This is a genomic window from Plantibacter sp. MCCC 1A11337 (assembly GCF_013349365.1).
Lineage (GTDB): Bacteria > Actinomycetota > Actinomycetes > Actinomycetales > Microbacteriaceae > Plantibacter > Plantibacter flavus_A.
In genome coordinates, this window is record NZ_JABJWX010000001.1 from 1,253,418 (window position 1) to 1,267,252 (window position 13,835).

14 protein-coding genes are annotated in these 13,835 nt (G+C 70.8%); 10 read left to right on the forward strand and 4 right to left on the reverse strand.

What is annotated here, in order from left to right:
• Window positions 1-21: 21 nt before the first annotated feature.
• A complete protein-coding gene (locus tag HOW07_RS05805; protein WP_371743584.1) occupies window positions 22-1,626 on the forward strand; it encodes an AMP-binding protein in 1,605 nt (534 codons plus the stop codon).
• An 84-nt stretch (window positions 1,627-1,710) separates the two neighbouring features.
• Here HOW07_RS05805 and HOW07_RS05810 read toward each other — a convergent pair whose 3' ends face one another.
• The 4 genes from HOW07_RS05810 to HOW07_RS05825 form a co-directional block, all read right to left on the reverse strand.
• A complete protein-coding gene (locus HOW07_RS05810; RefSeq protein WP_175116303.1) occupies window positions 1,711-2,700 on the reverse strand; it encodes an SDR family oxidoreductase in 990 nt (329 codons plus the stop codon).
• Window positions 2,701-2,758: 58 nt separating this feature from the next.
• Window positions 2,759-2,932 (reverse strand): hypothetical protein, encoded by a 174-nt coding sequence (locus HOW07_RS05815; RefSeq protein ID WP_153303389.1) that lies wholly within the window; start codon window positions 2,930-2,932, stop codon window positions 2,759-2,761.
• Window positions 2,933-3,003: 71 nt separating this feature from the next.
• On the reverse strand, window positions 3,004-3,837 hold the full coding sequence (locus HOW07_RS05820; protein WP_121289563.1) for an SDR family NAD(P)-dependent oxidoreductase: 834 nt from the start codon (window positions 3,835-3,837) through the stop codon (window positions 3,004-3,006).
• Window positions 3,834-4,196: a hypothetical protein gene (locus HOW07_RS05825; protein WP_064294294.1), complete on the reverse strand. Its 363-nt coding sequence runs from the start codon at window positions 4,194-4,196 to the stop codon at window positions 3,834-3,836. The genes HOW07_RS05820 and HOW07_RS05825 overlap by 4 nt, the downstream gene beginning before the upstream one ends.
• Before the next feature lie 399 nt (window positions 4,197-4,595).
• On the opposite strand from HOW07_RS05825, the gene HOW07_RS05830 reads away from it, so the two are divergent.
• The 9 genes from HOW07_RS05830 (at window position 4,596) to HOW07_RS05870 (ending at window position 13,775) form a co-directional block, all read left to right on the forward strand.
• Window positions 4,596-5,159, forward strand: a complete 564-nt coding sequence (locus HOW07_RS05830; protein WP_254628164.1) for a GtrA family protein — start codon at window positions 4,596-4,598, stop codon at window positions 5,157-5,159.
• The gene (locus HOW07_RS05835; protein WP_254628165.1) at window positions 5,159-6,679 is read left to right on the forward strand and encodes a glycosyltransferase family 2 protein; all 1,521 of its coding nucleotides are present in this window, start codon (window positions 5,159-5,161) and stop codon (window positions 6,677-6,679) included. Before HOW07_RS05830 ends, HOW07_RS05835 begins: the two co-directional genes overlap by 1 nt.
• On the forward strand, window positions 6,676-8,706 hold the full coding sequence (locus HOW07_RS05840) for a glycosyltransferase family 39 protein (protein WP_175116305.1): 2,031 nt from the start codon (window positions 6,676-6,678) through the stop codon (window positions 8,704-8,706). The genes HOW07_RS05835 and HOW07_RS05840 overlap by 4 nt, the downstream gene beginning before the upstream one ends.
• Window positions 8,707-8,786: 80 nt before the next feature.
• Entirely contained in the window at window positions 8,787-9,635 is an 849-nt protein-coding gene (locus HOW07_RS05845; RefSeq protein WP_121289557.1) for a DUF4397 domain-containing protein, read from the forward strand.
• A 2-nt stretch (window positions 9,636-9,637) separates the two neighbouring features.
• Window positions 9,638-10,822, forward strand: coding sequence for a glycosyl hydrolase family 8 (locus HOW07_RS05850; protein ID WP_175116306.1), 1,185 nt, complete (start codon window positions 9,638-9,640; stop codon window positions 10,820-10,822).
• Window positions 10,819-11,490, forward strand: a complete 672-nt coding sequence (locus tag HOW07_RS05855) for a class F sortase (RefSeq protein WP_121289553.1) — start codon at window positions 10,819-10,821, stop codon at window positions 11,488-11,490. The genes HOW07_RS05850 and HOW07_RS05855 overlap by 4 nt, the downstream gene beginning before the upstream one ends.
• Window positions 11,491-11,567: 77 nt before the next feature.
• Window positions 11,568-12,335 (forward strand): polyprenol monophosphomannose synthase, encoded by a 768-nt coding sequence (locus HOW07_RS05860; RefSeq protein ID WP_217634971.1) that lies wholly within the window; start codon window positions 11,568-11,570, stop codon window positions 12,333-12,335.
• A 103-nt stretch (window positions 12,336-12,438) separates the two neighbouring features.
• Complete coding sequence (locus HOW07_RS05865) at window positions 12,439-13,422, forward strand: SDR family NAD(P)-dependent oxidoreductase (RefSeq protein WP_175116307.1); 984 nt, start codon at window positions 12,439-12,441, stop codon at window positions 13,420-13,422.
• A gap of 113 nt (window positions 13,423-13,535) precedes the next feature.
• Window positions 13,536-13,775: a hypothetical protein gene (locus tag HOW07_RS05870; RefSeq protein WP_175116308.1), complete on the forward strand. Its 240-nt coding sequence runs from the start codon at window positions 13,536-13,538 to the stop codon at window positions 13,773-13,775.
• The last annotated feature ends 60 nt before the right edge of the window (window positions 13,776-13,835 follow it).

The window sequence follows — 13,835 nt, forward strand, 5'->3', positions numbered from 1 at the left end:
GGTGTTCGAAGGAGATCACTCGTGTTCACCAGCCCGCATCCCGACGTCGAGATCCCCGACGTGAGCGTCTACGACGCCCTGTTCGGCGGCATCGCCCCGAGCGACCTCGACCGCATCGCCCTCCGCGACGGCACGACCGGCGCCGAGACGAGCTATCGACAGCTCATCGGCCAGATCAACGCCCTGGCCGGCGCCCTCGCGGCGGCCGGCATCGGGGTCGGCGACGTCGTCGCCCTCCACGCGCCGAACGTCCCCGCCTTCGCGACCGTGTTCCACGGCATCCTGCGCGCGGGCGCGACGGCGACGACGGTGAACGGCCTCTACAACGCCGAGGAGATCGAGGCGCAGCTGCGCGACGCCGGCGCGACGATGCTCTTCACCGTCTCGCCGCTGCTCCCCCAGGCCTGGGCTGCGGCGAGCGCCTGCGGCATCCCCTCCGACCGCGTCGTCGTCCTCGACGGCGCGGAGGGGCACGCGTCGCTGAGCGACCTCCTCATGCGCCGCCTCCCCGCACCGGACGTCTCGTTCGACCCGGCCACGCACGTGGCGGTGCTGCCCTACTCCTCCGGCACGACGGGTCGGCCGAAGGGCGTGATGCTCTCGCATCGGAACCTCGTCGCGAACGTGCAGCAGTCGATCCCCCAGCTCGGTATGGTCGCCGACGACCGGATCCTCGCGGTCCTGCCGTTCTTCCACATCTACGGCATGACGGTGCTGCTCAACCTCGCGCTGTCGCGGCGGGCCTCCCTCGTGACCATGCCACGGTTCGACCTGGCTGAGTTCCTCCGGATCATCCAGGACTTCCGCTGCAGCTACGTGTTCATCGCCCCGCCGATCGCGGTGGCGCTCGCGAAGCACCCGCTCGTCGACGAGTTCGACCTCTCGAGCGTCCACACGATCTTCTCCGGTGCAGCGCCCCTGGACGCGACGCTCGGGCGGGCGGTCGAGGAGCGCCTCGGCTGTCGGATGCGGCAGGGCTACGGCATGACGGAACTCAGCCCGGTCAGCCACGCGATCGCGTTCCAGGCCGAGGGGGCGTCGCTCGACAGCGTCGGCACGACGCTGCCGAACATGCAGTGCCGGATCGTCGATCCCGAGACCGGCGCCGAGGTGGACTACCCGGCCGAGGGCTCGGACGAGGAGAGCGCGGCGGGCGAGCTGCTCTGCGCGGGGCCGAACGTCATGCTCGGGTACCTCGGCAACGAGGAGGCCACTCGCGAGACCCTCGAGGCCGACGGATTCCTCCACACCGGCGACATCGCGACGGTCCGCGGTGACGGCACCGTGCGCATCATCGAACGGTTGAAGGAGCTCATCAAGTACCACGGCTACCAGGTGGCCCCGGCGGAGCTCGAGGCGCTGCTGCTCGGCCACCCGGCGATCGCCGACGCGGCCGTCATCGGAGTGCCCGACGACGAGGGCCAGGAGGTGCCGAAGGCCTTCGTGGTCCTGCAACCGGGCCAGGACGTCACGGCCGAGGCGCTCATGGCGTGGGTCACCGAGCGGGTCGCCCCGCACAAGAAGATCCGGCGCGTGGCGTTCGTCGACGCCATCCCGAAGTCGGCGTCGGGGAAGATCCTCCGGAAGGACCTCCGGGCCGCGGAGGCCACCCCCGCCGGTCTCTGAGCCTGTCGAAGGGCGTGACCGGTGTCCCGGTCCCTGTGCTTGACCGAGGGCCGCCCTTCGACAAGCTCAGGGACCGAGGATCGCTCAGCGCCCGACGGCGGCGACCATCCGGTCGAAGGCCGCGTCGAGCTCCGGTTCGGCCGGCTGCCAGTGCGGGTTCGCGTCGTGGAACGCGACCATCTCCGCCGCGCCGTCCCAGAACGGGATGGTGGGCCGGAACTCCGGGACGAGACTGCGGATGCGCGTGTTGTCGAAGACCATCGGGAACGCCTTGTCGCCGAGGAGCGTCGGCCCGAGTGGAGGGTGGACCTCCGCGATGACGTCGGACGGCACGTGCACGATGTCGGCTTCCACGCCGGCGGCCTCAGCGATCCACCGAGTGATGTCGTTCCAGCTCGGTGCGTGGTCGCCCGTGATGTGGAAGGCCTCTCCGAGCACGTCGCGGCGACCCAGCAGGCCGACGAACCCGACCGCGAAGTCCTCGGTGTGGGTGATGGTCCAGAGGGTCGTCCCGTCGCCGTGCACGACCACCGGCTTGCCCGCGCGCATGCGGTCGAGGTCGGTGCGTCGGCCCATCGTCGGGATGAGCGTGCGGTCGTAGGTGTGCGACGGGCGCACGATCGTCGCCGGGAACCCCTCCTCGCGGTAAGCGTGGACGAGGACGTCCTCGCAGGAGATCTTGTCGCGCGCGTACTGGGAGAACGGGTTCCGGAGCGGCGTCGACTCGACCACGGGCAGGCGCTGTGGCGGCTTCTGGTATGCGGATGCGGAGCTGATGAACACGTACTGGCCGATCCGACCGGCGAAGCGGTCGATGTCCGCCTGCACCTGCGGTGGCGTGAACGCGGTGAACTGCGCCACGACGTCGAACTCGCGCGAGCCGAGCGTCTCGGTCACCGCGTCGGTGTCGCGCACGTCCGCGCGGAGGAGCTCGACCTCCTCGGGGAGGGGGCGGACGTGGGACAGGCCGCGGTTCAGGACGGTGACGTCATGGCCGAGCGACACCGCTCTGGCGACCGACGCCGAGGAGATGATGCCACTGCCGCCGATGAACAGGATGCGCTTCGTCGTCATTGGTCCATCCTCGCGCACCGTCGCCCGACTCGCCCAGGCCTTCTCAGGATCGCCCCAGTCAGCGCTCGCGCTTGACGAACGCCATGGCACCGACGACGAGGGCGAGCAGCACCCCGGAGACGAGTCCCCACACGACAGGCGCCTCGGGTCCGAGGATCAGGAGCATCAGCACCGCGGCGAGGGCGAGGACCCCGGCGACGACGAGCGCCGTCGTCCATTCGTTCCATCGCATCCCACCAGCCTAGGCTCCCGTCACCACGACCCGGGGACGCGGGAGCCGCTGCGGTGAACCGGCGGGACCGCTCAGCGGTGCTCGGCGAGCATCTCCTCGGTCCGTTCCCAGAGCCCGCGGGCGAGGGCGACGTCGGCGGCGAGCTTGTTCGTGCGTGCGGGCTTCCGCTTCGCGAAGTAGCCGCCCGAGGTCCAGTCGAGTCCCGGCTGACTCTCGGCCAGCCAGAAGAGCGTGTCGGCGCCCTCCTCGGGGGTGTTCAGCAGGCGACGCCCGAGCGGGTTCGCATAGAGGAACCGCATCGCGCCGTCGGGCGAGCTGGAGAAGTTCGTCGAGATGACCCCCGGGTGGAACGCCGCCGCGGACAGGCCGCGCGGGCCGTACCGGCGGTCGAGCTCCTTCGTGAAGAGGATCTGCGCCAGCTTCGCGTTGCCGTAGGCGCGCGTGGGCGAATAGGAGCGTTCGGCGTCGAGGTCGTCGAGGTCGAGCTTCCCGAACAGGCGGTTGGCGACGCTCGAGGTGTTGATGACCGTCGCCTCGGACTCGACGAGGCGGTCGAGCAGGAGATGGGTGAGGAGCGCGGGTGCCAGGTAGTTGATCTGGAACGTCTGCTCATGGCCGTCCGTCGTGACCCGGCGGTCGGCACCGAAAATGCCGCCGGCGTTGTTGGCGAGGACGTCGATCCGCGGGTACTGCTCGAGGAGATGCTCGGCGAGGAGGCGAACCTGTGCCAGCTCGGCGAAGTCGCAGATGAACGATGCAGCCCCGATCTGTCGCGCGACGGCTGCCGTCTTCTCCGGTGACCGCCCGACCACCACGACCTGCTCGCCCGCGTCCGTCAACGCCTTCGCAGCCGCAGCGCCGATGCCGTCGCTCGCACCGGTGAGGACGATCACCCGATCGCTCACGCGGACGACTTCCGGGGGCGGGGCTCGCTGACGTTGGTCGGGCGCGCCCGCTCGTCGATGTCGGGGACCTCACGGCCGATCGCGAGGTCGCCGGTCTTGTTGGCGTCCTGCATCATCGACTCGAGCCAGCTGCGGTTGAGCTCGGGACGCTGCTCCTGGTCGAACTCGAACTGCAGCGAGATCGACGGGTGCACCCAGATCGTCACGCGTCCGCCACCGGTCTCGAGCGAGCGCGGCCAGGAGATCGTGAAGGACTCGTTGCGCCGCAGTTTCATGACCGCGATCGACTTCACATGCGCGAGCATCCGGTCGTCGAGTTCGAGCTCACGCGATGAACTCCCGTAGATCAGCTTTCCCACCAGATGTCTCCCTCTGTGCCGGTCGTCCTCGCGCACCCGGGAATCAGGGCGACGCGACGCCCGAGCACACCGGGCGTTGCCCCCATCGTAGGCGACCGAGGGATCGCCGTCGTGCCGGTTGACGGGCGGGCGGCAGCCCAGTTCAGGGGTCCGCGGTGTTGTCCCCCACGGCCTCGCGAATACGTCAACTTCCGCGGAAAATCAAGGTGTTTCGGCCCTGTTTCATGAACCTGGCAAAGCCCTGAGCTGCGGTCGCCTCGACCAAACCGGGCTTCCCATTGCCCCCGAACGGCGTGCATGACCGTGAAGCCCGAATCTTCCGTCGTGCACCCGAGCCAGCCGTCCCTTCCCGAACGATCCGTCGCTCCGGGAACACGTCCACGCCGTGCACGCCAGCCGTTGCGACTGCCCAAGCTCGTCTCCCAGCTGGTCACCTTCGGCCTCGTCGGCGGCACCGCGTTCGTCGTGGACGTCGGTGTGTACAACCTCCTGCGGTTCACCGTGCTCGACGACAAGCCGATCGGAGCGAAGGTGATCTCCGTCGCCGTCGCCACGGTCGTCGCTTGGCTCGGCAACCGGGCGCTGACCTTCCGGACCGAGCACCGCCGCGCGGTGTGGAAGGAGGGCGCCCTCTTCGCGCTCATGAACGTCCTCGGCCTCGGGATCGCCGCGGGCTGTCTGTTCGTCTCGCACTACGTCCTCGGCTACACCACCCCGCTCGCCGACAACATCGCGGGCAACGGCGTCGGACTCGTCCTCGGCATGGTGTTCCGCTTCCTCGCCTATCGGTTCGTCGTCTTCCGACCCGCCGATTCGGCGACCAGTCGCCGTCGAAGCACGACGTCGCAGGAAACCTCCGTTTCGAGCCCGGCCGCGCCGGCACCCGCCGCCGCACCGCGCACCACGACCACTCGTCGATCCGCACCGACCCACGCACTGCCGACCTCTGGAGGCCTGTCCTGATGGCACCCGCACTCGCACCGCTGCTCGAAGCGCTCGCGCTCATCCCCTCCCGACCGTTCGCATCCGCGGACGAGCCCGCTCCCCTGCTGACCCCCCAACCCGCGGCACCCACGGAACCGCTGCCGAACCGCGGCACCCTGGTGGACCCGATGACGGCGGCCGACCCCGGCTCCTGGAGCATCGGCGAATGGCTCGGCTACGGCACCATGCTGCTGTTCGCCGCCGCGCTGACGATCATCGCCGTCACCACGCTCTACTGGATGCTCCACGCCTGGCGGTCGACCGGCCACCTGAAGAACACCGGGTTCGCCGCGGTCCCACTGCCCGCCAAGCACTCCTTCACCCTGCTCGTCCCCGGTCGGCATGAGGAGGAGGTCATGGGTCAGACCCTCGACCGCCTCGCCGAACAGGACCACCCCGACTTCGAGATCATCGCGATCGTGGGCCACGACGACCCGGGGACCGAGCGCGTCGTCCGCGAGGCCGCCGCACGGCACCCCGACCTCATCACAGTGGTCGTCGACGACAGCGTGCCGAAGAACAAGCCCAAGGCCCTCAACCGGGCGCTGCAGATCGCCCGTGGCGACGTCGTGGGCGTGTTCGACGCCGAGGACGAGGTGCATCCGCGCCTACTCACCCTCGTGGACTCGCGCTTCACGGAGAGCGGCGCCGACGTCGTCCAGGGCGGCGTGCAGCTCATGAACTTCCAGTCCAGCTGGTGGTCGCTGCGGAACGTGCTCGAGTACTACTTCTGGTTCCGGTCGCGCCTGCACTTCCACGCGAACTCCCGCTTCATCCCGCTCGGCGGCAACACCGTGTTCGTGAAGAAGACCTGGCTGGACTGGTCGGAGGGCTGGGACGACGGCTGCCTCGCCGAGGACTGCGAGCTCGGCGTCCGACTCTCGAGCGCCGGCGCGACGGTCGTCGTGGCCTACAGCCCCGAGGTCGTCACCCGCGAGGAGACGCCCGGCACCCTGCAGTCGCTCTACAAGCAGCGCACGCGCTGGAACCAGGGCTTCCTGCAGGTCCTGAAGAAGGGCGAGTGGCGCAAGCTGCCGACGTTCCGTCAGCGCATGTTCGCGCGATACCTGCTGTCGATGCCGTTCCTTCAGGCGGCGACCGGCCTCCTCATCCCCGTCTCGGTCCTGCTGGTGCTGTTCGCGAAGGTGCCCGCACCGATCGCCCTCCTCACCTTCATCCCGCTCGCGCCGACGATCGTCACCCTCGCGGTGGAAGCCTCCGGGCTCGGTGAGTTCGGCCGCCTCTACGGCCAGAAGGTCCGCCTCCGCGACTACGCCCGGCTGATCCTCGGCACCTTCCCGTACCAGATCTTCCTCGGCCTGGCCGCCGTCCGTTCCGTCTTCCGCGAGTGGAAGGGCGACCACTCCTGGGAGAAGACGGAACACACCGGTGCCCACCGCAGCGAGGAGGTCGCCGAGGCCACCGAGGCCGCTCCCGTCTCCGTCGACCTGCCCGACCGCGCACCCGAGCTCGTCCTCCAGAACGGAGCAACCCGATGACCGGCATCCTCGAACGCCCGGCCGCCCCCGGCCGACCAGAGCTCCGCCTGGAGAGCGACCGCCTCGGCTGGCTCGCCTCAGGGCCACCGACGAAGCGAGGCCCCGGCGTCGTGCGCCGCTGGCTCTCACGCCACGGTCGCACCCTGGCCTTCCTCCTGCCCGTGCTCGCCATCGCCGCCGTCGTGCAGGCAATGAACCTGGGCGGTTCCCCGCAGCGCATCGACGACGAGGGCACCTACACCGCCCAGGCGTGGAGTGTCCTGAAGCTCGGCGAACTCGCCCACTACACCTACTGGTACGACCACCCGCCGCTCGGCTGGCTGCAGATCGCGGCCTACACGGGGTTGACCGGTGCGTTCGACCGCTACGACATCGCCGTGATCGCGGCACGTGAGGCCATGGTCGTCGCGACGCTCATCGCCGTCGTGCTCGTGTGGGTCCTCGCCCGCCGACTGCACCTCAGCCGGGCCATGGCCGCCGTCGCCGCACTCGTGTTCGCCATCTCACCGCTCGCCGTGCAGTTCCACCGCACCGTCTACCTCGACAACGTCGCGGTGCCCTGGCTCCTCGGCGCCTTCATCCTCGCGACGAGCCGCAAGCACCAGCTCGTCGGCTTCGCGGGTTCCGCCGCCGCGTTCGGCATCGCCGTGCTGAGCAAGGAGACCTTCCTGCTCGCCCTGCCCTTCCTCGCCTGGACCATGTGGCGCGCGGCTCGGAAGGAGACCCGCCGGTACACGCTGCCGGTCGCCGCGACCATCGTCGTCGTCATCGGCTTCACCTACGTGCTCTTCGCCGCCATCAAGGGCGAACTCATCCCCGGCCCTGACCGGGTGAGCCTCCTCGGTGGCGTCTTCTTCCAGCTCGGATCCCGCGTCACGAGCGGGTCGCTGTTCGACCCGGAGAGCCTGTCGGCGAGGACCCTCGGCATGTGGTGGCAGTTGGACGCGGCACTCCTCGTCGCCGGAGCGGTGGCCGCCGTCGCCGGGCTCTTCATCTCGCGACTGCGTGTCATCGCCGCGATGACCGCCTTCCTCGGCCTGTTCATGCTGCGCCCGGGCGGCTACCTGCCGGTGCCGTACGTCATCATGCTGCTGCCGTTCATGGCGATCCTCATCATGGGCGTGACCGGCGCCGCCATCCGCCGGTTCCGTCGCCGCTCGACCGTCGAGGCCGGAGCGCAGCGCCGTCGTCTCCTCGGCGGACGTGCTGCCGGAGCCGTCTGGGTCGCCGCGGTGCTCGCTGCAGCCGTCGTCGCCGTCCCCAACACGGCGACCCAGCTCCGCGGCTTCCTCCTCGCCGACCTCGACAAGCCGGTCCGGCAGGCCCAGCAGTGGGTCCAGACCAATGTGCCGAAGGAGTCCCGCGTGATCGTCGACGACGCGATGTGGGTCGACCTCGTCGAGAGCGGTTTCGATCGTGACAACGTCATCTGGTACTACAAGATGGACACCGACTCCGCCGTCCAGGCCCAGTCGCCCAACGGCTGGCGCGACGCCGACTACATCGTCACGACCGATTCGATGCGGACCTTCCCGACCACCTTCCCCGAGGTGAAGGGTGCGATCGACAACTCCGAGCTCGTCGCGACCTTCGGCTCCGGGACGCAGGCCGTCGAGGTCCGCCGCATCGACGCCGACGGTCTCGACGCGGCGGCCGAACAGGCTGCCGGGCGCACGGCGGCTCGGGCGGCGCTCGGTGCGCAGCTCCTGCTGAACCCCTCGCTCAGCGTCTCGGCGGAGGCCGCGCAGACCCTCAGCGACGGCCAGCTCGACTCCCGCGCCCTCCTGGCGCTCGGCCAGGTACTCGCCACGACGCCGGTCCGGCTGGAGAGCACTCCGGTGCTCGACGGCGAGACGGGCGACGTGCGTCGGACGATGGTGCTCCGCACCGGCACCGAGGTGGGCGACGGCCGTCTGGCCGACTCCATCCGCTCGATCCAGGGCGACTACGCGGCCGACCGCGTCGAGCAGACGGCGGCCGGCGTGCGGGTCACCTACTCGGTCGTCGAACCCGACGTCGTGCGCTGACCACCTTCCCGAGCACCGGCTCGAGCCGGACGCCCGGGCCACCCGAAACCCCGACCCACCCGAAGAACAGGAGTTCCACCATGCGAACCACCACCACCAGGCGACTCGCCCTCAGCGGCCTCGCCGCCGTCGCGACGGCAGCGCTCATCGGCTTCGGCACCACCGCCGCGAGCGCCGCCACCACCGAGGCCTCAGGCTCCGGCTGGATCCGCGTCGGCCACCTCTCGGCCGACACCAAGACCGTCGACGTGAAGCTGTCGGCACTCTCCGGCGGCGCGACCGTGTTCGAACTCGACGACGTCGCCTACGGCCAGGTCTCCCCCTACACCGATCTGGCCGCCGGCACCTACGTGGTGTCGATGGTGCCCGCCGGGTCGCCCGACAGCACGAAGCCGGTCATCAGCACCAACGTGACCATCACCGCCGGGGAGGCGGCCACCGTAGCCGCCTACGGTCCCAACAAGGACCTGCAGACGAAGGTGTTCGAGGACGACCTCACCGGTCCGACCGAGGGTGCGGCGCGCATCCGGCTGATCCAGGCGTCGACCGACGTCAAGAGCGTCGACGTCAGCACCTCGACCGGCATGCCGATCGCGAAGGGCGCCACCACCGGGACGGCGACCGACTACGCGAGCGTCCCAGCAGGCCCGTGGGATCTCGAGCTGACCGGCGGCAAGCAGGCGGCGGAAGCCTCCGTGAACCTCGCCCCCGGCACCGTGAGCACGCTCTTCGTGCTCGACAACGCCGCAGGTGGCGTCACCCTCATGCCCGTCCTCGACAGCTCAGCCGCCGGCGACGCCCCCGAGGGCCCGGTGGAGACCGGTGGCGGTGGACTCGCCGAGCAGTCGTCGACGCTGCGGGGCGTCCTCGACGACCTCGACGCGAAGCTCGCCCGGCTCGTGCGCGACCTCGGGACGGCGGTGAGCTGACCATGAGTGCCAAGAAGACGATCGGTATCGCCGCGACCGCGGTCGCCGCGGTCACCGCGACCGCCGTGATCGCCTCCCTGGCTACCGGGTTCCCGGCGAACCTCCTCCAGGGCCCGACCGCGGCGTCACCCGGCGCGACCGACGCCGACGGTCAGCCTGGCCCGACCTCGACGGTCACGGACCGGACCACCACGGAGGCCGCCGACGCGTTCCTCGCCGACTGGGTCGACGACGGCCGGGTCGTGCGCCGGGACCAGGGTGACGACACGGTCAGCGAAGGGCAGGCCTACGGACTGCTCGTCGCGGCCGGGGTCGGGGACGAGCAGTCCTTCACCGAGATCTGGGATTGGACCGAGCAGCACCTGCAGCGGCCCGACGGGCTGCTTGCCTGGCAGTGGCGCGATGGCGAGGTCGTCGACGACGAACCCGCCAGCGATGCGGACCTCGACGCCGCCCGCGCGCTCGTCGTCGCCGGCACCCGGTTCGACGAGCCGCGGTTCACCGAGGCCGGCGTCACGCTCGCCGGTGTGATCGCGGACCGCATGACCGCCGAGACCGCCGCGGGCCGGATCCTCCTCCCCGGCGTCTGGGCCGCAGCGACCGAGCCCTACGCGTACAACCCGTCCTACGCCTCCCCCGTCGCCTTCTCGGTACTGGGTGCGGCGACGGGTGACCCGCGGTGGGCCGAACTGCAGGCGGGTTCCGCAGCGGTCACGACCACCCTGCTCGACGAGAGTCCGCTCCCGCCCGACTGGGCCCAGGTGCACGCCGACGGCACCGTCGACGCCATGCCGGGTGCGGCAGGGACCGGGCAGAGTGTCCGCTACGGCTACGACGCGGCCCGACTCCCGATCCGCTATGCCGAGTCGTGCGACACCGCCGACCGGGCGACGGCCGCCCGCCTCGCCTCGACCCTCGCGCGGTCGAAGGAGCTGCGGGCGGAGACCGATCTCGGCGGATCACCCCTGACCTCGGATGTGCACCCGCTCGCCCTCCAGGCCCGAGCGGCCGCGCGCGCCGCCGTGGGCAACCTGCCGGAGTCGGCGGACGACCTCCGGGCCGCCGATGAACTCGCGCAGGAGGTGCCGAGCTACTTCGGCGCCGCCTGGGCAGCCCTCGCACCGATGATGCTCACGACCGGTGAGCTGGACGGGTGTCCACCACTCACCGAAGGAGCCACCTCATGATCCGTGCACAGCGCCGTCGGATCGGCATGCTCGCCGCCGCCGGAGCGCTCCTCACGGCGCTCGCCCTCTCGGGCTGCGCCACGACGCACGCCGGGCAGACGCCGACCTCGCCGAACGCCGCCGACGGTCCCATCACCTCCTCGGAGGCGTCCGACCGTGGCGCCGCCGGTGCGAAGCAGGACCCGGTCGCCCAGGCGCCGGCCGCCGATGTCAGCGCATTGAGCGTGAGCCGGGTGCAGATCCCGTCCATTGGGGTCGACGCGGCGGTCGAACCGCTCGAGCGCGATGCGTCCGGTGTCCTCCTGCCACCCGTCGAGTGGGAGGACGCCGGGTGGTACCGCGCCGGCGTCCTGCCCGGCCAGGTGGGGCCGGCGGTCATCGCCGGCCACCTCGACACGACCCTCCGCGAGGCGGTGTTCGTCCACCTCAAGCAGCTCGTGGCGGGCGACCAGGTGACGGTCACGATGTCCGACGGCTCGACCGCCACGTACGCCGTGGACCGCGCCATCGACGTCGAGAAGAAGACCTTCCCCACCGAGGAGGTCTACGGGCCGACGCCCGACGCGCAGCTCCGGCTCATCACCTGCAACGGCCCCTTCGACGACGCCGCGAACACCTACGCGAACAACTACGTCGTCTTCGCGTCGCTCGTCGGCACGACCCCGTAGCGCCGCTCCCTGCTCCGCGCGCCCGTCGCGGCGCGGCCCCGCTCCGAACCATTCCCACCGACCCGAAAGGAACCGACGTGAACCGCTCACTCGTCGTCATCCCCACCTACAACGAACTCGACAATCTGCAGCCGATCGTGAACCGCACGCTCGCCGTCCCGGGGGTCGACATCCTCGTCGTGGACGACTCCTCGCCCGACGGCACCGGGTTCCTCGCCGAGCAGCTCGCCGCGCAGCACCCGGAGGTGCACGTGTTCCACCGGGCCGTGAAGGACGGGCTCGGCGGCGCGTACCTCGCGGGCTTCGCCTGGGCGCTCGCCCGGGGGTACGAGGTCGTCGTCGAGATGGACGCGGACGGATCCCACCACCCCGAGGACCTGCCCCGCCTGATCGCGCTCCTCGACGATCACGACCTCGCGCTCGGCTCACGCTGGGTCCCGGGTGGCGTCGTCGAGAACTGGCCCGCCCACCGGCTCGCGCTGAGTCGCGGCGGCAACCTCTACACGCGACTGGCCCTCGGGATCGGTGTCGCCGACGCGACCGGCGGGTTCCGCGCGTTCCGCAGCGAGGCACTGCGCCGCATCGACCTCGCCGACGTCGCGTCACAGGGGTACTGCTTCCAGGTCGACCTCCTCTGGCGGGCGCTGCAGCGCGGGCTCCGGGTCGTGGAGACGCCCATCGTCTTCACCGAGCGGGTGTCTGGCGAGTCGAAGATGAGCGGCGGCATCGTCTCCGAGTCGCTCAAGAAGGTCACGATGTGGGGCGTGCGTCGTCGCCTCCAGGAGGTCCGCGCGCTGCTGCACGGCCACCCGCTCCCATCCGTGCGCGTGCTGTCCACCCGCTGAGACCAGGTGGTGCGGGCGGCCACGACCACGGACCGACGACGGCTGCACATCTTCCCAGGTCCTTCCGGTTCCGCCGCCCTCCCCGGAGTCGTAGCGTGAGGGCATGACCAATCGCACGCGCACCCCGCAGCACCCCATCGGTTCCGGCTTCGGCCACTCGAGCACCGCGGCGGAGGTGCTCGAGGGCATCGACCTCACCGGTAAGCTCGCCATCGTCACCGGCGGCTACTCCGGTATCGGCCGCGAGGCCGTCCGTGCCCTGGTCGGCGCGGGTGCCCGCGTCATCGTCCCCGCGCGGCGCCCGGAGACCGCTCGCGAGGAGCTCGCCGGCATCGACGGTGTGGAGGTCGATGAACTCGACCTGGCCGACCTCGCGAGCGTCGAGGCGTTCGCCGACCGCTTCCTCGCCACGGGCCGGAGCCTCGACCTCGTCATCACGAACGCCGGCGTCATGGCGGCTCCCGAGACGCGCGTCGGTCCCGGCTGGGAACTCCAGTTCGCGACCAACCACCTCGGCCACTTCGCCCTCGTCAACCGCCTCTGGCCCGCCATCGTCAAGGGCGGGTCATCGCGGGTCGTCGCGTTGTCCTCCAGCGGCCACAAGCGCTCCGGGATCCGCTGGGACGACGTCCAGTTCGAGCACGGCTACGACAAGTGGGAGGCGTACGGGCAGGCGAAGACCGCCAACGCGCTCTTCGCCCTCCAGCTCGACACGCTCGGCGCCGAGGAAGGTGTCCGCGCGTTCTCCGTCCACCCCGGCGGCATCCTCACGCCGCTGCAGCGGCACCTGCCGCGCGAGGAGATGATGGCGCTCGGCTGGGTCGACGCCGACGGCAACCTCCTCGTCTCGGGGTTCAAGTCGCCCGAGCAGGGTGCCGCAACCGAGGTGTGGGCCGCGACCTCGCCGTCGCTCGACGGCCTCGGCGGGGTGTTCTGCGAGGACTGCGACATCGCCGGCCCGGCGGAGACCGCGGTCTCCCCGGCCTCCGGCGTCGCCGACCACGCGACCGATCCGGAGGAGGCGGCCCGACTCTGGGAGCTCTCCGCCGAACTCACCGGGGTCGACGCCTTCGCCGCTCGCGACTGATCGGCCGGCGCCACCCCTTGCAGCCACCCGCCCACGGACCTACCGTGAGAGCGGATCAGCGCGACGATGCGCGAGACGGAGACCGCCCAGGCGGATCTCGGAAGGAGCACCCCATGAGTGACCAGAACGCCGACATCAACAACCCGGGCCCGCACGACGAGGTCGTCGACGACGCGGCAGCCGAGCGCGTGGCGTCCACGACGAACCCCGGCCCGCACGTCACCGAGGACGACCCGGCGGCGAGCGGCGAGGCCGACATCACGAACCCCGGTTCGGAGACCGAACGCGACGCCGCGGCCGAGCGCGAGGCGGAGCGCGTCGCGAACATCACCAACCCCGGCCCGAGTTCCTGACCCCACCGACCCGTTCTCAGGAGTTCGCCGGCGCGTCGGTCCGTTTCCCGGGCGGCGCAC

What these genes read in the sequence shown, in the direction of transcription:
- HOW07_RS05810 (WP_175116303.1), bottom strand. Translation starts at nt 2,700, where the DNA reads ATGACGACGAAGCGCATCCTGTTCATCGGCGGCAGTGGCATCATCTCC.
- HOW07_RS05815 (WP_153303389.1), bottom strand. Translation starts at nt 2,932, where the DNA reads ATGCGATGGAACGAATGGACGACGGCGCTCGTCGTCGCCGGGGTCCTC.
- HOW07_RS05835 (WP_254628165.1), top strand. Translation starts at nt 5,159, where the DNA reads ATGGCACCCGCACTCGCACCGCTGCTCGAAGCGCTCGCGCTCATCCCC.
- HOW07_RS05840 (WP_175116305.1), top strand. Translation starts at nt 6,676, where the DNA reads ATGACCGGCATCCTCGAACGCCCGGCCGCCCCCGGCCGACCAGAGCTC.
- HOW07_RS05845 (WP_121289557.1), top strand. Translation starts at nt 8,787, where the DNA reads ATGCGAACCACCACCACCAGGCGACTCGCCCTCAGCGGCCTCGCCGCC.
- HOW07_RS05850 (WP_175116306.1), top strand. Translation starts at nt 9,638, where the DNA reads ATGAGTGCCAAGAAGACGATCGGTATCGCCGCGACCGCGGTCGCCGCG.
- HOW07_RS05855 (WP_121289553.1), top strand. Translation starts at nt 10,819, where the DNA reads ATGATCCGTGCACAGCGCCGTCGGATCGGCATGCTCGCCGCCGCCGGA.
- HOW07_RS05865 (WP_175116307.1), top strand. Translation starts at nt 12,439, where the DNA reads ATGACCAATCGCACGCGCACCCCGCAGCACCCCATCGGTTCCGGCTTC.
- HOW07_RS05870 (WP_175116308.1), top strand. Translation starts at nt 13,536, where the DNA reads ATGAGTGACCAGAACGCCGACATCAACAACCCGGGCCCGCACGACGAG.